Origin of the sequence: Pseudomonas sp. ATCC PTA-122608, from assembly GCF_001952855.1 — a bacterium.
GTDB lineage: Bacteria > Pseudomonadota > Gammaproteobacteria > Pseudomonadales > Pseudomonadaceae > Aquipseudomonas.
This window is the reverse complement of record NZ_LPNO01000002.1, coordinates 356313-373862: the sequence shown is the minus strand read 5'-3', so window position 1 is coordinate 373862 and position 17550 is coordinate 356313. Positions and strand designations below refer to the sequence as shown.

Here is a 17550-nt window from a genome sequence, read left to right as displayed (position 1 = left end):
AGCTATTGCACGGTCCATGCCGGGTGCCAACGACCGTGTTTGCGGGCGCGGGGCGGATTTAACTGTTGCTGCGGCAACAGCAAAACGACAAACCACTGCAATCCATGACACCTTCCCGCAGGTTGCTTTTCGCCCATTTCCGCGCGCCAGGCCACTTGGGCCGGGCTTCTCACGGTCACTGGCACAGTTGCTGCTCCCTACGCTGTACATGCCAATCCGCGAGGTACAGTCCGATGAGTCAGCAAGCCGTTAAATTTGCCTACTGGGTGCCCAACGTCAGTGGGGGGCTGGTGGTCAGCAAGATCGAACAGCGCACCCACTGGGGCATCGACTACAACCGCAAGCTGGCGCAATTGGCCGAAGAAGCCGGCTTCGAATACGCCCTGACGCAGATTCGCTTCACCGCCGGCTATGGCGCTGAATACCAGCATGAGTCCGTCGCGTTCAGCCACGCGTTGCTGGCGGCCACCACCAAGCTCAAGGTAATCGCGGCAATCCTGCCCGGCCCTTGGCAACCGGCGCTGGCGGCCAAGCAACTGGCAACCATCGACCAACTCACCAACGGCCGCGTCGCCGTGAATATCGTCAGCGGCTGGTTCAAGGGTGAGTTCCAGGCCATCGGCGAACACTGGCTGGAGCACGACGAGCGTTATCGCCGCTCCGAGGAATTCATTCGCGCCCTGAAAGGCATCTGGACCCAGGACAACTTCACCTTCCGCGGTGATTTCTACCGCTTCGACAACTACAGCCTCAAGCCCAAGCCACTGGGCGAACCGCACCCGGAAATCTTCCAGGGCGGCAGTTCACGGGCCGCGCGTGACATGGCCGCTCGGGTATCGGACTGGTACTTCACCAACGGCAATACCCCGGAAGGCATCAAGGCCCAGGTGGACGACATTCGCGCCAAGGCCGCTGCCAACCACCATTCGGTGAAAGTCGGGGTCAACGCCTTTGTGATCGCCCGCGACACCGAGGAAGAGGCCCGCGCCGTGCTCGCGCAAATCATCGAGCAGGCCGACCCGGAAGCCGTCAATGCGTTCGGCGATGCGGCGAAGCAGGCGGGCAAGGCATCGCCGGAAGGCGAGGGCAACTGGGCCAAGTCGACCTTTGAAGATCTGGTGCAATACAACGACGGCTTCAAGACCAACCTGATCGGCACCCCGCAACAGATCGCCGAGCGCATCGTCGCCTTGAAAGCGGTCGGCGTGGACCTGGTGCTGGCGGGTTTCCTGCATTTCCAGGAAGAAGTCGAGTACTTCGGCCAGCGCGTGTTGCCGCTGGTGCGCGAGCTGGAAGCCAAGGCCGGGATCAAGCAAGTCGCCTGAACACCACCACCGCCGCACGCAACTTGTTGTTGCCGAACCGGCACATTCGCTCGAACTCCCCGTGGCTGACCGGCAAGTGCTGACAGTCCATGGGTTGGCGGTGCTGGCTGTGGTCGACGTCCGGGTCATGCAGGTAGACGAAGTCTTCGTCGCAGTCGGTGACGATCACCCAATGGGGCGACTTGGAGCGGGTCAGCCGGTAGCTGCTGATCAACACCAGCGGCTGTCCACCGTCGCGCAGTACCTGGGGTAGATCCAGCGGGCCGCCGAGTACTCGCTCAACGTCACTCAAGGCCAACTCTTCCTCGAAGGCGTCATGCACCAAGCGCATGACGTCTTTTTTATGCGCATCACGCACTCCGTCGAGAAACAACGGCCCGCTGACGTTGACCTGCATGCGTACCCGAAAGCCCCGGCGCCAGGCGGCAAGTGCCAGGCCTTGGGGGCTGCAACCGCCATGGCCGGCGGTCATGAACACGGTGGTTGCTTCGCGCCAGATTTGCAGTTCTTCCCGGCGCTGGGCCACACGCGCAGGTTCCAGGGCACCCATGGCCATCAGCAGGCTGGCGGCGCCACAGGTGAAGTCGGTGGTCTGTTGGTAATAGGGCACGCTCAAGGCTCGCGCATCCTGGTGCTGGAGGATGCGTTTCTCCAGGCGCAGTGCCGGGGCGTGGTCTTCGTAGTAGTCGTTGATCAGGGCAAAGCGCCGGTAGCCGTTGCGCTCGTACAGGGCGATGGCGCTGGGGTTGTCGGTGCGCACTTCCAGGCGCAGGTAGGCGCAGTCATGTTCTACGGCGCAGGCTTCGATGCGCGTCAGCAGTTGCTTGCCCAGTCCCAGGCCCCGGGAGGACTCGGCGATGGCGATGGAATACAGGCGCGCCAAGGAGGTGCCCCGGTGGAACAGCACCAGGGCGTAGCCCAGCAAATCGTCATCTTTTTCTGCCACCAGCAGTTGCCCGTGGGCGCGGCTGACCATCCACTGGAAGCTGCGGGTGGAGAGCCGGTCCGTGGTGAAACAGTGCTGTTCCAATGCCACCAATGCAGGCACGTCATCGGGTGTTGCAACGCGAAAGGAAAGAGCCATGTGACCGCCGTAAAAGTTGCGTAACGAAACGGGACTTCTCTAAAAGATCGTGCTTAATAGAAAAGGTCTAGTTCTCTAAAGCGGATCAATCAATATGTCAGCGGTACAAGGTCATTGGCGTGAAGTATCCGAGCAAACAGTGGCGGCGACAATAACTTCCAACGGTTATTTTTCCAGCCCTCCCAAGAGTGCAAGTCAAGTCGTGATCATTGTCGAGCGCAAGGAAGACTGGGCGTCGTACTTTCCCAGCGAAGACATCGTCACCGCCCAGGAATACCTTGAGCAAACCCGGGAAAGCGAGACGGGCAAGCGGGTCCAGGTGATCAACCTGTGCCGCAGCTACAAGTACCTGGGGCACGGTTACTATTGCTCGCTGCTGGCCGAGGCGCGGGGCCACAAGGTGATTCCGTCGGTGCGCACCATCAGCGAGTTGACCAAAAAATCACTGTATGGCCTGGCCCTGGATGACCTGGATAAAACCCTCGACAAAGCCTTGAGTCACCATCTCTACAGCAACACCGAAGGCTTCACCCTGACACTTTACTTTGGCCGAACCAATATTGAACCCTTGCAGGATTTGGCCCGTCAGTTGTTTGAAGCGTTCCCTTGTCCAATCCTGTTAGTTGAGTTTCGCAAGAATAACGGCTGGCACATCGAAGGCATCAAGTCTGGCGTATTGCACAAGTTGCGCGATGACCAGGAAGATCAGTTTGCCAACGCGCTGGACAACTTCAGCCGCAAGATTTGGCGCCAACCGCGCTCCCGACGTTTGGCCCGCTACGACCTGGCGATCCTGCATGACCCGCAGGAACAATTGCCGCCATCCAACGCCCGCGCTCTCGAGAACTTTGTACGCGTCGGCAAGGGCCTGGGCATCGATGTGGAACTGATCGAACGCAAGGACTACGCCCGCCTGGCCGAATACGACGCCTTGCTGATCCGCGAGACCACCAGCGTCGACAACCACACCTACCGCTTCGCCAAAAAGGCCGAGAGCGAAGGGCTGGTGGTGATGGACGACCCTGCGTCGATCCTGCGCTGCACCAACAAGGTCTACCTCACCGACCTGCTGAAAAGCCACCAGTTGGGCATGCCCGCCACCGAAATTCTCTACAAGGAACGACCCGAAGACTTTGAACGGGTGGGCGAGCGCCTTGGCTTCCCGCTGGTGCTGAAGATCCCCGACGGGTGTTTCTCCCGTGGCGTGATCAAGGTCGAAAGCCAGCAAGCGCTGCTGACCGCCACCGCCGAACTGTTCGAGCATTCAGTGTTGCTGCTGGCCCAGGAATTTTTCTACACCGAGTACGACTGGCGCATCGGCGTCCTCAACCGCAAACCGATCTTTGCCTGCCAGTACTTCATGTCCAAGGGCCATTGGCAGATCTACAACCACAAGGCCATCGGCCAGGACATCAATGGCGAGTGCCGCACCCTGGCGGTTCACGAAGCACCCAAGGCCGTGGTGGAACTGGCGGTAAAAACCGCCAACCTGATCGGCGATGGCCTGTACGGCGTCGACCTCAAGCAATCCGGCGACAAGGTGGTGGTGATCGAGGTCAACGACAACCCCAACATGGACGCCGGTATCGAAGATGCCTACCTGCAAGACGACTTGTATTCCCTGGTACTGGAAGAGTTCGTACGACGCCTGGAGTTGAAGCGTCAAGGCCAGGTGTGGTGACGTGCGATGATCCAGCGCTTTGAATTAACCGATGGCAAGTTGTACAACAGCCTGGGGGACGGCGGGGATGTCTTGCTGTTCAGCAATCCGGACCCCCACGAGCGCAAGTACCTGCGCGACTGCTACAAGCTTGATGAGCACGCCCTGGCCTCGGCGCTCGACCCGGACGAAGTGTCCCGCATCGAGTTCCACCCCGATAACCTGTTCCTGATCTGGAAGCGCCCGGAAAACTATTCCGGCGGCGGCAACCTGGTGTTTGAAGTGTCGTCCTGCGGCCTGCTGTTTTCCGGGGACCAACTCTTGGTGATCGCCACCGACGACAGCCAACTCTCCGGGCTGGGCTCACGCCGGCCGTTACGCACGCCACTGGATGTGTTGCTGGACCTGCTGCTCAACAACATCCACCACTACCTGGGCCACCTCAAGGTGATCAAGATGGTCGCCCGGGAGTTGCAGCAGCAGTTCAACGCATCGATGAGCAACCGCCACCTGATGCAGATGTTCAACCTCAGCGAAAGCCTGATCTATTACATCAACGCCTTGCACAGCAACGGCGCGGTGCTGACGCGCCTGCGTAACCATGGGGAAAAGGAGCATTTCAGCGCTGAGACCCTGGGCCTGATCGATGACCTGATCATCGAGAACAACCAGTGCTACAAGCAGGCAGAGATTTACTCCAACGTGTTCTCCGGGCTGATCGATGCCCGGGGCAACCTGATGAACAACAGCATGAACAACCTGCTGCGCAAGCTGACGTTGATCAACGTGGTGTTCCTGCCGCTGAACCTGATTGCGAGTGTGGGCGGGATGTCGGAATTCAGCATGATGACGGCGGGGACGCCGTGGTGGATTTCGTATCCGTTGTTTTTGGCAGCGATGGGGCTGGGGGCGGGGTTGATGGTGTTGGGGTTGAAGCGGATTGCGGGGAGCGGTGATAAAGCGGTTTGACTAAAATCCTGAGTATCACTCAGTTCTAAATGTGGGAGCGGGCTTGCTCGCGAAAGCGGTGTGACAGTCGCCATCTACAGCGACTGATCCACCGCTTTCGCGAGCAAGCCCGCTCCCACAGGGGATTTGCGCCATTCAGACGTCCGGCTGCAACGTCAACACCTCAAACCCATCCCGCGTCACCGCCACGGTATGTTCCCACTGTGCCGACAGGCTGTTATCCCGCGTCACCACCGTCCAGCCGTCTTTCAAGCTGCGCACCTTGGCGCTGCCCTGGTTGAGCATCGGTTCAATGGTAAACACCATGCCTTCACGCAGTTCCAGCCCGGTGCCGGGACGGCCAAAGTGCAGGATCTGCGGCTCTTCGTGCATCTCGCGGCCGATGCCGTGCCCGCAATATTCACGCACCACGCTGTAGCCGTTGCTCTGGGCATGGCTCTGGATGGCGTAGCCGATATCCCCCAGGCGTGCGCCGGGCTTGACCTGGCGAATTCCGGCCCACATCGCTTCAAAGGTCATTTCCACCAGGCGCCGGGCCTTGGGGGCGACGTTGCCGATCATGTACATCTTGCTGGAGTCGGCAATGAAACCGCCTTTTTCCAGGGTGATGTCGATATTGACGATGTCGCCGTCCTTGAGCACCGCCTTGGCGCTCGGCATGCCATGGCACACCACCTCGTTGATCGAGGTGTTGATGCAGAAGGGGTAGTCGTATTGGCCCAGGCTCGCAGGCCGTGATTGCAGGTCGCTGCGGATGTAGGCTTCTACGGCGCTGTCGATCTCCAGGGTTGACTGGCCGGCGGCGACAAAGCCGTCGAGCATGGTAAACACCTGGGCCAACAGGCGGCCGGCTTCGCGCATCACGGCGAGTTGTTCCGCAGTCTTGATCATTGCGCGCGCCCCCGGATCAGGTCGGGTTTGTCCAGCAACAGTTTGTTGATCAGGTCGTTATAGGCCAGGTGCGGATTGAGCTCGGCGAGCAGGCCGATCTTGATCCAGAACTCGGCCTGGGCGTTGATGGAACGGTCCATGGTGGCGCTGGCCAGACGGAGTTGTTCGTGCAATTGGTCGGTGATCTTGACGATGCCCATGAGCTTCACTGTGCAGGGTTGATATACAAAGCGTATACGTTTCGTATGCTCTACGTAAAGCCTGGCGTTTCGCCATTGACTTGCCCGGCACCGCCGGTTAATTTCAATTCATGACATTTCAAACCTATCATTGCCAGCCAAGCATTATTACCGCCATTCCTCATTTGGCGGGATAGCGCACGGCTGTACCCAAACCCGCCCTAGAGGCGGGTTTTGTTTTTYCGTCTCCAGGGCTCTGTAAATTCCCAGGAGACACCTATGAGTACCCACCCGGCGGCGAGCCAGACCGAAGATTCGGGATTGCTTGAGCACTACGTGAAAAAGATCCTGGCCGCCCCGGTCTACGACCTCGCGGTGCGTACGCCGTTGCAGGCGGCGCCGGCGCTTTCGGCGTTGCTGGGCAATCAGATCCTGCTCAAGCGTGAAGACCTGCAACCGACCTTTTCCTTCAAGATTCGCGGCGCCTACAACAAGCTGGTGCAACTCACTGAGGCACAAAAGGCCCGGGGTGTGATCACGGCGTCGGCCGGCAACCATGCCCAGGGCGTGGCATTGGCGGCGCGGGAGTTGGGGATCAAGGCAACGATCGTCATGCCGTGCAGCACCCCGGAGCTGAAGGTGTTGGGCGTGCGCTCCCGAGGCGGCGAGGCGGTGTTGCATGGGGCCAGCTTTCCGTTCGCCCTCGCTCATGCGTTGCAGTTGGCCGAGGCCACCGGCAGCACGTTTGTCTCGCCGTTCGACGACCCGGATGTGATTGCCGGGCAGGGCACCGTGGGTATGGAAGTGCTGCGCCAACAGCTAGGGCCGCTGGACGCGATCTTCGTCCCGGTGGGCGGCGGCGGCCTGATCGCGGGTATCGCCGCCTACGTCAAATACCTGCGCCCTGACGTGCGCATCATCGGCGTCGAGCCTGAAGGCTCCAGTTGCCTGCTGGCAGCACTGCGCGCAGGGAGCAGGGTGGTGCTGCCGAGCGTCGACAGCTTTGCCGATGGCACCGCCGTGGCCCAGATCGGCGCCTATGGTTTTGAAATCTGTCGGCACCACGTGGATGAAGTGATCACCGTCAGCAATGACGAACTGTGCAGTGCCATCAAGCTGATCTACGACGATACGCGCTCGATCACTGAGCCTTCAGGTGCCTTGGCTGTTGCCGGTATCCGCAAGCATGTCGCGAAGACCGGCATCCAGGGGCAAACATGGGTGGCGATCAACTCGGGGGCCAATATTAACTTCGATAGTTTGCGGCATGTTGCTGAACGAGTGGCAGCTCAGGCAGGTTAAACGTTTAATCTAACGAATGTTTAATTTAGTTACATTCACCCGTTTGGATGTCGGTTATCAAAGTAGAAAAAAGTTCTTTAGGTGCACTTATAACGAGCGGTCTTTCATTTTGCATGATGCCAGGGCAGGTGCATTGCAAGACGCATGAACCGGCAGGCGGTTTTTTGTCCGAAAGCTGCGGTTTGTCTGGGGCGCTCCGCCGTGGGCCTGACGGCATGTTTAATGCTTTATAAGATCCTGTTACAACTCTGAATGAGCAACAAACACAGCGGCTAACACCTCGAACGGGTGAGTTAATGGCGGTCTGCCACGTAACTTATATAAGTAACGCTCTTGCTTATGAGGAAAGGATCCAACGCGTTTCAAACGAGCCTAGTACGCTGGGTCAGTGAAGCCGTCTGCCAAGGCTGGTAAGGCGCAAACGGCGAGCGTGTCACCGCGTTCGCCAGCAGTACGAAGATTGATAACAATCGATTGGCAATCTCATAAAAGGAGAGGTCGGCCATGCTTTCGGATCTGGAATTACGCGGCATCATTGAAGGAAGTTTCCTGCCCAAGCGCTGTGAAGTCACTAAGGCGCCAGACGCCTCGCTGACGGTGAAGGTCTATCACGAGATCGACCATGACCGGGTCGACCTGGTGGTCACCGGCATTTGCGCGAACAAGCTCGACAGCAGTCGGGCGATCTGCAACTTGATTACCGAGTTGCGCGAAGACCTCAAGCACACCCACACCCATGCCCCGGCCCTCAAGAGAGCTGGCGCACGTCCCTTCTATTAAACGGACGGTTGAGCTTCAGTCAGTGAAGATTTACGGGCCTGGATAAACACCAGGCCCGATGCCGTTTGCGTGCTCAGAGCGCACATTGGATCAGTTCTGGAAATCACAGGCTTCTGACAGTTTGTGATAACCCACGTCCTGGATTTTGCCGGCGCTGTCCACGAACTTGATATCGGCCTTGATCACTTTGCATTCATTGGTATCGGTTTCGTGCATGGCAAGCACCTTCTGCACATCCATCTTCTCGCCGTAGTGATAAGGCGTGATGACAGGGGCGCTATCAGCCTGTGCCATCCCCGTTACAGCCGTCAGGGCAAATGCGCTACCGAGCATTAACGTACGCAGTTTCATGGTGTTTCTCCGCAAGCCGTTCGCAGGCTCTCGAGGTGATGAGCCGCGGCCGCCCTGGGCATCGGCCGGAGCCGTGCGAGTGCGGTCGATTCGACGATCGTCCCGGGGGATTAACCATCGATTAAGTGAGGCTTTACTGACAAAAGCTTCATCTTCAGCGTAGTCGTAACCTCACGCACACAATCCGGAAAACTCCGATACAGGCCCGGACAACGCGCTTGCTACCGTCGCTCGCGAGTCCATCAATCGGATGGCGTGTGTAAAAGGCGGAGTCGGGTTTGCAAAAGAAAATCGCAGCAGAGTTTCTCGGAACGTTCTGGCTGACCTTCGGCGGCTGCGGCAGCGCGATACTGGCGGCGGCCTTTCCAGAGTTGGGTATTGGCTTTGCCGGTGTGGCCCTGGCCGCTGGTTTGACGGTGCTGACCATGGCCTACGCAGTGGGCGGCATTTCCGGTGCGCACTTCAACCCCGCGGTGACCATCGGCCTGTGGGTCGGCCGCCGGATGGCGGGTATCGATGTAGTCCCCTACATTATTGCCCAGGTGGCCGGTGCGATGGTCGCTGCCGCCGTATTGGCGCTGATCGCCAGCGGCCGTCCGGATTTCGAGATAGGTGCATTCGCAGCCAATGGCTATGGTCAGTTGAGCCCGGGGCAATACAACCTGCTGGCGGCAGTGGTGGTGGAAGCCGTAGCGACGTTCTTTTTTGTGTTCATCATCATGCGCGTCACCGGTCCTGGTTCGGCAGCGGGATTTGCGCCCATCGCGATCGGCCTGGCGCTGACCCTCATTCACCTGGTGACCATGCCCGTCACCAATACCTCGGTCAACCCGGCCCGCAGCACGGGGCCGGCATTGTTTGCCGGGGGGGAATACGTGATGCAACTGTGGCTGTTCTGGGTGGCGCCGATCGTGGGCGCGGTGATCGGCGCCATCGTCGCGCGAGGGGTCACCTGCCCCAGGCAGGCGTGAGCCTACCAGCTCATGCGTACCCCCGCGTTGCCGCTGAATCCTTCCAGGGTGTTGCTATCCAGTTGAGTGTTGTAGTCCGCCGCCAGGTACACGCTGACGGTGGACGACAGCTTGGCCACAACGCCCACACCGAGGTCGGCGGTGGATGATGTGTGATCGGTTTTAATCCGGTCCACGTCATCGTAGGTCACCGTGTCACTGCCACCGAACGTGCGCCAGGCGTTGGCCCGCACATACGGCTCGATTGGCGTGTTCTGCACCAGGTAGCGGCCCTTCAAGCGTGCACCGAGGCGGCCAGTCCAGTAATCCTGGGAGTCGAATGAGACCTTGGAGATGCCGTCGTGCTGGCTGTCCATGTCAATCTGCTGGTTGATCACCTGGACCTGGGGTTCCACCACCCAATGTTCGGAAACAGTAATCGGGTAACCGGCTTCTGCCGACAGGGCCAGGGCGTGGCCCTTGTTGTCGATCTTCACGTCACGGTCGGATTTGCTGTCACCGTCGAGACGCGTGCCCATGGCCACCAGGTCCACGTACCAGCCTTTGGGGTCGGTGAGGGTCCAGTAGGCGCCGAAGTTATCACCGTCCAGCTTTACGCGCCCGGAGCGGTTGTCCTGGAAGCCCATTGAAAAGCCCTTGATGTCACCTTGCAGGCGGCTTTGGCCGATGAACAGGCCGAAACGCTGGATCTGCCCGCCGCTGGTCTCGGAGGCGTAAAGGTCGTGGCCGACTTGATAGCCCTTGATGGAACCGTCGAAACTCGGCGACACCGTGCCCGACCAACTTTTGTTGAAGTCACTGCCATAGGCACGGCCCCAGCCCGCCGGTACCGGCCCGGTTTCACTGAGCAGGCTTTGCTCGCCCTGGCGGTCATGGAAGGTACCCAGGGCTTGCAGCGTCATTAGTTGCGCGGCCGGCACGACCACCGAGTACACCGGCACCTCCAGGCGATACAACGGAATTGGCTCGGCCCCGGCGATGGCGGTAGGCAACACCGGGTTGCTCGCTGCCGACTCCGGTGAGGTTGCCGCCGCTACCTGGCTGGGCGCAGGAGCAGGCGGCTCAACCGGCGCGACGGGTTGCGAGGTGGGCGGTTCCACCGGCGGTTCATCCGGCGCTACCACGGGCGGCACCGGGGGAATGGGCGGCACCGGCACGATCACCGGTGGTGTGGGCGGCGTTGGCGGCACCACCGGCGGCTGCACAGCGACCACCGACGAGCGCAGGTACCAGTTGTTTTCCGTGCCAGCGGTTACACCACCTTTGAATAGAAGATACTCATAGGCCCCGGCGGATACCGAGCCTTTCAGGGCAAAGGCGTCGGTGCTGCTGGTGGCGCCGTTGAGCGCTTGCACCACCTCGATCCCGTTGTTCTGCGTAAAGCCCCCGGCGCCGCCGAGGTTGGTCACGGCCAGTTGGGTATTGCCGCTGATGGACCCATCTGAAACCACCAGTTTGTCACTGGCGGAACTGTCGTCACCGAGTACCGATTGCAACCACAGTTGGCCATTGTTGCCGACGTAGTTGCCATACACGGTCAACGTATCCGTGGCGCTGTTGCTGCGGGTGGTCATGTCGAGGGTGCCCGCGTTGTTCAGGGTGGCCAGGGCGCCCGCGGTGTAGGGGCGGATGCTGCCTTGAGTCACGCCGAGGGTACTGCTGCCATCGATGTTGAAGGTGCCGGTATTGCTGGCACTGTCGCCGAGGAAAAAGTCGCCGGCCAGGTCGAAGCGCGAGTTGTGGTTGAGGTTGACCGTCTCCCAGCCGATGTAGCGTGCAGCGGTGCTGGAGGTGGTGTTGTCGAAGGTCAGTTGGTCGTTGCCCAGGCCGCCGTCAATCGAAGGCGTGGTGCCAAGCAGGGTTTCGTTGAGGCCGCTGAGCAGTGCGGTATCGTCGCCATCGCCCATCAGCACCGCGGATTTGATCTGGCCGCCATTGAGCCAGTTGAGTGTGTCATTGCCGACACTGGCGCGGATCTCGCCATTGATGMCCCCGCCACTGACGGTAATGCTGTCGTTGCCGCCACTGGTGCTGATATTGCCGCCGATGCTGCCGCCGGAGACGATGATCGTATCGGTCCCGAAAGCAGTCACCAGGTTGCCGAGAATTGACCCGCCGGACATGTCATAGATGTTGTTGTCGAGCTTCATGTCGACCCGGCCGATGGTGCCGCCGGTTTGCCTGGCCACGTCGCCATCTTCGAAGGCGCCGACGATGGTGCCGCCAGTCATCAGGAACGTATCGCGTCCATCGCCCTGGGCCAGGGACTGGATCTGTCCGCCGCTCATCACGAAATCATCAATGCCGTTGCCCTGGAAAACTGCGCCGGTCACGGTCCCCGAGCTGATCTGGAAACGATCGGCGCCGTCACCCTGGGTGATGCTCCCCACGATGCGTCCGGAATTCATATCGACGAAGTCGGTGCCGGCGCCGAAGGTGATATTGCCGTTGATGGTGCCGGTGCCGCCGGCGGGCAGGGCCAGGGTGTTATTGCCGGCAAGGTCGGTCAGGCCGGTGGCGCTGGTGCCGCTGTCGCAGGTGAAAGTGTCGTTGCCGGGGCCCGGGGTGAGTACGCAAGCCGCCAAGGCTTGTTGGGGGGCCAGGTAATGCAGTGAGAGGATGCCGACAGCCAAAACGGCGCGAGGATGAAAAGTCCGTTTATTGCGCATTTATCTGCCCTGTGTTTGTTATAAAAACTGCACATGTTTTTTGGGTTTAGTACAGTTTTTGACACAGTGCAGGATTTTCTGACAGATAACCGCAGGGCTGTAAGCCACGTAATACGTGGCTTACATGGTGGCATATTGATTTCTATCGTGTATTTGTCAGTCCAACTGATGACGATAGGGCAGGTCCGGACCGGTCTTGCTGCAGGTGAGAGCCGCAGCGCGGGTGGCGAAGGTGAGCATGCTGCTGATCTGTTCGCGGGACAGCTGTTGCAGGCCCTCGACCGAGTCCAGTTGCTGCTCGGTGAGCCAGGTGATCAGTGCCGCCTGGAACGTATCGCCAGCGCCGACGGTATCGGCCATGACGACCTTAATCGCCGGTGCCGACCAGGTGCCGTGTTGACGGCTGAACACCGTCGCGCCATCGCCGCCACGGGTCAGGAATACCAGTTGGCAACGGTGTTGCAACCAGCCTTGCAGGATGCTTTCTGCAGCCTGGCCGGGGTAGAGCAGGTGCAGGTCTTCGTCACTGACCTTGATCAGGTCGGCATGCTTGACCAACTCGGCCACGCGGGCGCGCCATAGCTCGATGTTCGGCTCGGGGTTCAGGCGTACGTTGGGGTCGAGACTGATCATGCGCTTGCCGCTTTCCCGGCGGACCAGGGCCAGCAGGGTGTCGGCAATCGGCTGTACCACCAGCGAAAAAGAGCCGATGTGTACGCCACGTACTTCATCGCCCAATACGGGCAAATGTTCGAGCTGCAACTGACGGTCGGCGCAACCTTCACCACGAAAGCTGTACTGCGGTGAGCCATTGGCACCCACGGCGACCATTGCCAGGGTGGTAGGCGCGGCGAATTCCAGCAGGAAATCCTCGCGCACACCTTCGTCCTTGAGCACCTGCAACAGGCGCCGGCCGAGGTAGTCGTCGGAGATCCCGGCGAAAAAGCCCGCGTCGATTCCCAATCGACGCAAACCTACCGCGACGTTGAACGGCGAGCCGCCGGCAATCGCCTTGTAATTGACTCTGGACGCCTTGCCGCTGGCATCGTCCTCGCTGAAAAAATCAAACAGCGCTTCGCCACATACCAAATACATATTCGTTCGCTCTTAAAGGGATGCCACGTGCTGTTGATAACGCTCATAAGCCTGCTGGTAGGCGCTGACGCTGTCGGCGTCCGGCAGCGTGCGGCTGGCCGCGTCGACGCTGACGCAACGCTGGCACAGCTGCGCCAGGCTTTCACCGGACTGGCACCACGCCGCCTGGATCGAAGCGCCCAGGGCAGCGGCTTCGCTTTGTTCGGTGCAGATCACTTCGGTGTTCATGATATCCGCGACCATCTGCCGCCACACCGGGCTTTTCGAACCGCCGCCAATCAGCCGGATGCTCTGGCTTTGCAGGCCGGTCTGGCGCAACAGGTCGAGGCCGTAGCGCAGGCCGAAGGTGGTGCCTTCGACCACGGCGCGGCACAGGTTGGCGCGGGTCAGGTTGGTCATGGTCAGGCCGTGCAGGCTGCCGGTGGCGTGGGGCAGGGCGGGCACCCGTTCGCCATTGAGGAACGGCAGCATGCTCACGCCGTCGGCGCCAATCGGTGCCTCGGCCACCCGCGCGTTGAACGCCGCCAGGTCCAGGTCGAACAGCTCGCGGATGACGCCGGTGGCGTTGGTCAGGTTCATGGTGCAGATCAACGGCAGCCAGCCGCCGCTGGAGGAGCAGAACGTCGCGACCGATGCCTGCGGGCTGACGTTGGCCTGATCGGCAAAGGCATACACGGTGCCGGACGAGCCCAGGCTCATGGTGATCACACCGGGGGCGATATTGCCGGTGCCGATGGCGCCCATCATGTTGTCGCCGCCGCCGCTGGAGACTTGCGCATTCGGGTTGATGCCCAGGCGCTCGGCGATGGCGGGCAGGATGGTGCCCACTGGCTGATTGGCTTCGATCAATTCGGGCAGTGCGGCTTCCAGGCGTCCTTCGGGGTCAATGTGGCGCAGCAGTGCCAGGTCCCACTCCCGGGTGCGTACGTTGAAATAACCGGTGCCCGAGGCATCACCGTATTCAGCGCAGGCGCGGCCGGTGAGCCAGTAGTTCAGGTAGTCGTGGGGCAGCAGGATATGCGCGATGCGCGCGAACACCTCCGGGTGTTGTTCGCGGGTCCATAGCAGTTTGGACACGGTGTAGCCGGGAGCGATGGCCACGCCGAGGCGCTCCAGGGAACCGCTTTCACCGCCCAGGTGTTGCAGCAGGCGATCGTTTTCGGGCGCAGTTTCGGTGTCGCACCACAGCTTGGCCGGGCGCAGCACGTGGCCTTGGTCGTCGAGCAGCACCAGGCCATGTTGCTGGCCGGAGACGCCGATGGCGAGGATGTCCTGGCCGTCCACACCGGCTTGTTGCAAGGCGCGGTGGGTGGCTTCGGTAAAGGCGTCGAGCCACTCCTGGGTGTGTTGTTCGCGGCGGCCATTGGCGCCGCTGATCAGCGTATGGCTGGCAGCGCCCAGGCCCAGGACGTTGCCGCTGCTGGCGTCCAGCACGATGGCCTTGGTGCCCTGGGTGCCGCAGTCGATACCGAGATAGAGGTTTTGCTGGGTCATGGTGGGTCGCTCAGCCTATTTTTATGGAGAACTCGGTCGATGTGGGAGCGGGCTTGCTCGCGAATACGGTGTGTCAGTTAACGCAAATATTGACTGATCCACCGCTTTCGCGAGCAAGCCCGCTCCCACATTTTTGATTCGGTTCCGTCAGTTGAGATTGGCGAGCAGCCGCTCCAGCGTTTTGCTCACACCCACATCCTGCAGGCTCTCGAAACACCGCTCAAACGCTGCCACAAACTCGGGCGAGTTGGGAATAGCTGTACCAAAAATCTCCTCCACCCCCAGCAGCCGCTTGCTGATCAACGCATCTTCCGTCACCAGCCCCTGGCAAAACTCGGCGCGGGGATCCGGGATGCGGTAGATCACGCCATTCTCATCCACGCCTTTCAAGTACAGCGCCCACGCGGCCACCACCAGTGCGGCACGCTCGGTCTCGCGCCCGTCAGCAATCAGGCGGTTGATGGTCGGTACGGTGAACTTGGGAAACTTCGACGAGCCGTCGGAGCACACGCGCTCCAGCTGATCGGCGATCGCCTGGTTGGAAAAGCGGTCCACCAGGGTCTGCTTGTATTCGGTCAAGTCGATCCCCGGGACCGGTGCCAGGTTGGGCGTGACATCCAGGTCCATGTAGGCGCGCATATAGGCCACGAACAACGGGTCATTCATGGTCTCGTGGACGAAGCGGTAGCCCTTCAGGAAACCCAGGTACGTCAGCGCCAGGTGGCTGCCGTTGAGCAGGCCGATCTTCATCTCTTCGTACGGCGTCACGTCATCGGTGAACTGCACGCCTACCGTTTCCCACGCCGGGCGGCCGTTGACGAACTTGTCTTCCAGTACCCATTGCACAAACGGCTCGCAGACCACCGGCCAGGCGTCGTCAATGCCGTGCTCGTCATGCAGTTGCAGGCGATGCGCAGTGCTGGTCATCGGTGTAATGCGGTCGACCATGGCATTCGGGAAACTCACGTTGGCCTTGATCCACTCATGCAGTTCAGCGTCATGCAACGCGGCGAAGGCCAGCAGGGCCTTGCGAGTCACGGCGCCGTTGTGGGGCAGGTTATCGCAGGACATCACGGTAAACGCCGGCACTCCGGCCGCCCGGCGCTGGGTCAACGCAGCGCAGATAAAGCCGAACACGGTTTTCGGCGCGCCCGGGTTGGCCAGGTCATGCTGGATCTGCGGCAGGTTAGCCATGAACTCGCCGTTGCTGTCGTCGATGCAGTAGCCGCCTTCGGTGATGGTCAGCGAGACAATGCGAATCTCTGGACTGGCCAGCTTGTCGATCAGCGCCTGGGCGCCGTCTTCGGCCAGGAGCATGTCGCTGATGGAACCGATCACACGCACTTCGGTATCGTCGGTGTCGCCCAGTTCATACAGGGTAAACAGGTAGTCCTGGCCGGCCAGGTCGTCCCGTGCCTTGCGGTCTTCGGCGCGCAGGCCGACCCCGCAAATGCTCCAGTCCAGGCCCACGCCGGTATTCATCAAGGCGTCGGTGTAATACGCCTGGTGCGCGCGGTGGAAGCCGCCGACGCCAATGTGCGCGATGCCCTGGCGGGTGTTGGCAATCGCATAGGCTGGCAGTTGCACTTCAGGGGCCAGTTGCGTGAGGTTTTGCTTATTCAGTTTCATCAGGAAATTCTCGCGAAATCAGGCGGCGGCGCGCAGTGGGCGGGCGACCGCAACGCCGTCAGCGTCGAACAGGTGGCATTGGGTCGGGTCCAGGTACAGCTGCAGGGTTTCGCCATACTGGCTGGCCATGTCGCCACGGATCCGCAAGGTCAACGGCTCCTTGCTGGCGGTAATGACGTGGCAGAAGGTGTCGCTGCCCAGGCGCTCACCGACATCGGCGGTCACGGTCAGGGTGGCTTGGCCAGGGGCGGCAATTTCCAGGTGTTCCGGACGAATGCCCAGGGTCACCGCGCTGCCAGCGCTCAAGGTTGCGCTGCTCAGGGGTAGGCTGATGCGACCGCCGGCGTCCAGTTCGACTTCGCAGCTCTGGGCATCCACGCGGCTGACCTTGCCCTTGAGGAAGCCCATTTTCGGCGTGCCCAAAAAGCCTGCGACAAACAGGTTGGCCGGCTGGTGATACAGCTCCAGCGGCGAGCCCACCTGTTCCACACGGCCGCTGTTGAGCACCACCACCTTGTCGGCCAGGGTCATGGCTTCGACCTGGTCGTGGGTCACGTAGATCATGGTGGCTTGCAGTTCTTTATGCAGGCGCGACAGCTCCAGGCGCATCTGCACCCGCAGGGCGGCATCGAGGTTGGACAGCGGTTCGTCGAACAAAAAGATCTTCGGGTTACGCACAATCGCACGGCCGATGGCGACACGCTGACGCTGGCCGCCGGACAACTGCTTGGGCTTGCGCTCAAGCAGAGGGCCCAGCTCCAGGATCCGCGCCGCTTCGTTGACCTTGCTCTCGACAATCTTCTTGTCGACGCCGGCCAGGTCCAGGGCAAACGACATGTTCTTGCGCACGCTCATGTGCGGGTACAGGGCGTAGGTCTGGAACACCATCGCCAGGTCGCGCTTGGCCGGGGTGACTTCGGTGATGTCGCGGCCATCCAGTTCGATGGTGCCTTCGGTGACTTCTTCCAGGCCGGCAATCAGGCGCAGCAGGGTGGATTTACCGCAGCCCGACGGGCCGACGAACACCACGAATTCCTTGTCGTTCACTTCAAGGTCGATGCCCTTGATGATGGAGAAACCTTCGAAGCCTTTTTGCAGATTCTTGATTTTCAGGTTGGCCATGATGGGCCTCCGCTTCTAAATATTTTTGA

Annotated in this window: 15 protein-coding genes; 6 read left to right on the top strand and 9 right to left on the bottom strand. The window is 60.7% G+C overall.

What is annotated here, in order from left to right:
* Positions 1–233 precede the first annotated feature (233 nt).
* On the top strand, positions 234–1325 hold the full coding sequence (gene sfnG, locus AU074_RS04165) for a dimethylsulfone monooxygenase SfnG (protein WP_017475582.1): 1092 nt from the start codon (positions 234–236) through the stop codon (positions 1323–1325).
* On the opposite strand, the gene AU074_RS04160 is transcribed toward sfnG, so the two are convergent.
* Positions 1309–2409 carry a GNAT family N-acetyltransferase/peptidase C39 family protein gene (locus AU074_RS04160; protein WP_076013624.1) on the bottom strand — a complete coding sequence of 367 codons (1101 nt, stop codon included), beginning with the start codon at positions 2407–2409 and terminating at the stop codon, positions 1309–1311. The two genes, sfnG and AU074_RS04160, sit on opposite strands and share 17 nt — an antisense overlap.
* A 94-nt stretch (positions 2410–2503) precedes the next feature.
* Here AU074_RS04160 and AU074_RS04155 point away from each other — a divergent pair, with 94 nt between their 5' ends.
* Both AU074_RS04155 and AU074_RS04150 read left to right on the top strand, forming a co-directional pair.
* Complete coding sequence (locus AU074_RS04155; protein ID WP_076013623.1) at positions 2504–4090, top strand: RimK family protein; 1587 nt, start codon at positions 2504–2506, stop codon at positions 4088–4090.
* A 6-nt stretch (positions 4091–4096) separates the two neighbouring features.
* Positions 4097–5038, top strand: a complete 942-nt coding sequence (locus tag AU074_RS04150; protein WP_076013622.1) for a magnesium transporter CorA family protein — start codon at positions 4097–4099, stop codon at positions 5036–5038.
* 135 nt (positions 5039–5173) lie between these two features.
* Here the strand turns inward: AU074_RS04150 and map are convergent, their stop codons facing one another.
* Together map and AU074_RS04140 are read right to left on the bottom strand one after the other, a co-directional pair.
* Positions 5174–5929: a type I methionyl aminopeptidase gene (gene map / locus AU074_RS04145; protein WP_076013621.1), complete on the bottom strand. Its 756-nt coding sequence runs from the start codon at positions 5927–5929 to the stop codon at positions 5174–5176.
* Positions 5926–6129: a ParD-like family protein gene (locus AU074_RS04140; protein ID WP_017475587.1), complete on the bottom strand. Its 204-nt coding sequence runs from the start codon at positions 6127–6129 to the stop codon at positions 5926–5928. The genes map and AU074_RS04140 overlap by 4 nt, the downstream gene beginning before the upstream one ends.
* Positions 6130–6387: 258 nt before the next feature.
* Between AU074_RS04140 and ilvA the strand changes: the two genes are divergently transcribed.
* Together ilvA and AU074_RS04130 are read left to right on the top strand one after the other, a co-directional pair.
* Positions 6388–7410: a threonine ammonia-lyase, biosynthetic gene (gene ilvA / locus AU074_RS04135; RefSeq protein WP_076013620.1), complete on the top strand. Its 1023-nt coding sequence runs from the start codon at positions 6388–6390 to the stop codon at positions 7408–7410.
* Between the two features lie 504 nt (positions 7411–7914).
* Positions 7915–8190 (top strand): DUF1652 domain-containing protein, encoded by a 276-nt coding sequence (locus tag AU074_RS04130; RefSeq protein ID WP_063029815.1) that lies wholly within the window; start codon positions 7915–7917, stop codon positions 8188–8190.
* A 90-nt stretch (positions 8191–8280) separates the two neighbouring features.
* Here AU074_RS04130 and AU074_RS04125 read toward each other — a convergent pair whose 3' ends face one another.
* Complete coding sequence (locus AU074_RS04125; protein WP_076013619.1) at positions 8281–8541, bottom strand: DUF2790 domain-containing protein; 261 nt, start codon at positions 8539–8541, stop codon at positions 8281–8283.
* Positions 8542–8819: 278 nt separating this feature from the next.
* Between AU074_RS04125 and aqpZ the strand changes: the two genes are divergently transcribed.
* Positions 8820–9512: an aquaporin Z gene (gene aqpZ / locus AU074_RS04120; RefSeq protein ID WP_076013618.1), complete on the top strand. Its 693-nt coding sequence runs from the start codon at positions 8820–8822 to the stop codon at positions 9510–9512.
* A 2-nt stretch (positions 9513–9514) separates the two neighbouring features.
* On the opposite strand, the gene AU074_RS04115 is transcribed toward aqpZ, so the two are convergent.
* The 5 genes from AU074_RS04115 to AU074_RS04095 form a co-directional block, all read right to left on the bottom strand.
* Positions 9515–12181 (bottom strand): autotransporter outer membrane beta-barrel domain-containing protein, encoded by a 2667-nt coding sequence (locus tag AU074_RS04115; RefSeq protein WP_076013617.1) that lies wholly within the window; start codon positions 12179–12181, stop codon positions 9515–9517.
* Positions 12182–12337: 156 nt separating this feature from the next.
* Complete coding sequence (locus AU074_RS04110) at positions 12338–13276, bottom strand: carbohydrate kinase (protein WP_076013616.1); 939 nt, start codon at positions 13274–13276, stop codon at positions 12338–12340.
* Positions 13277–13288: 12 nt separating this feature from the next.
* Entirely contained in the window at positions 13289–14770 is a 1482-nt protein-coding gene (gene xylB, locus AU074_RS04105) for a xylulokinase (RefSeq protein WP_076013615.1), read from the bottom strand.
* Positions 14771–14917: 147 nt separating this feature from the next.
* Positions 14918–16399, bottom strand: coding sequence for a mannitol dehydrogenase family protein (locus AU074_RS04100; protein WP_076013614.1), 1482 nt, complete (start codon positions 16397–16399; stop codon positions 14918–14920).
* A gap of 18 nt (positions 16400–16417) precedes the next feature.
* Positions 16418–17521, bottom strand: coding sequence for an ABC transporter ATP-binding protein (locus tag AU074_RS04095; RefSeq protein WP_076013613.1), 1104 nt, complete (start codon positions 17519–17521; stop codon positions 16418–16420).
* Between the last annotated feature and the right edge of the window lie 29 nt (positions 17522–17550).

Bases quoted from the DNA above. Each gene is read 5' to 3' on its own strand.
- sfnG (WP_017475582.1), top strand. From the start codon at position 234: ATGAGTCAGCAAGCCGTTAAATTTGCCTACTGGGTGCCCAACGTCAGT.
- AU074_RS04110 (WP_076013616.1), bottom strand. From the start codon at position 13,276: ATGTATTTGGTATGTGGCGAAGCGCTGTTTGATTTTTTCAGCGAGGAC.
- AU074_RS04100 (WP_076013614.1), bottom strand. From the start codon at position 16,399: ATGAAACTGAATAAGCAAAACCTCACGCAACTGGCCCCTGAAGTGCAA.
- AU074_RS04160 (WP_076013624.1), bottom strand. From the start codon at position 2,409: ATGGCTCTTTCCTTTCGCGTTGCAACACCCGATGACGTGCCTGCATTG.
- AU074_RS04125 (WP_076013619.1), bottom strand. From the start codon at position 8,541: ATGAAACTGCGTACGTTAATGCTCGGTAGCGCATTTGCCCTGACGGCT.
- ilvA (WP_076013620.1), top strand. From the start codon at position 6,388: ATGAGTACCCACCCGGCGGCGAGCCAGACCGAAGATTCGGGATTGCTT.
- xylB (WP_076013615.1), bottom strand. From the start codon at position 14,770: ATGACCCAGCAAAACCTCTATCTCGGTATCGACTGCGGCACCCAGGGC.
- AU074_RS04140 (WP_017475587.1), bottom strand. From the start codon at position 6,129: ATGGGCATCGTCAAGATCACCGACCAATTGCACGAACAACTCCGTCTG.
- AU074_RS04155 (WP_076013623.1), top strand. From the start codon at position 2,504: ATGTCAGCGGTACAAGGTCATTGGCGTGAAGTATCCGAGCAAACAGTG.
- AU074_RS04150 (WP_076013622.1), top strand. From the start codon at position 4,097: ATGATCCAGCGCTTTGAATTAACCGATGGCAAGTTGTACAACAGCCTG.
- AU074_RS04095 (WP_076013613.1), bottom strand. From the start codon at position 17,521: ATGGCCAACCTGAAAATCAAGAATCTGCAAAAAGGCTTCGAAGGTTTC.
- AU074_RS04130 (WP_063029815.1), top strand. From the start codon at position 7,915: ATGCTTTCGGATCTGGAATTACGCGGCATCATTGAAGGAAGTTTCCTG.
- map (WP_076013621.1), bottom strand. From the start codon at position 5,929: ATGATCAAGACTGCGGAACAACTCGCCGTGATGCGCGAAGCCGGCCGC.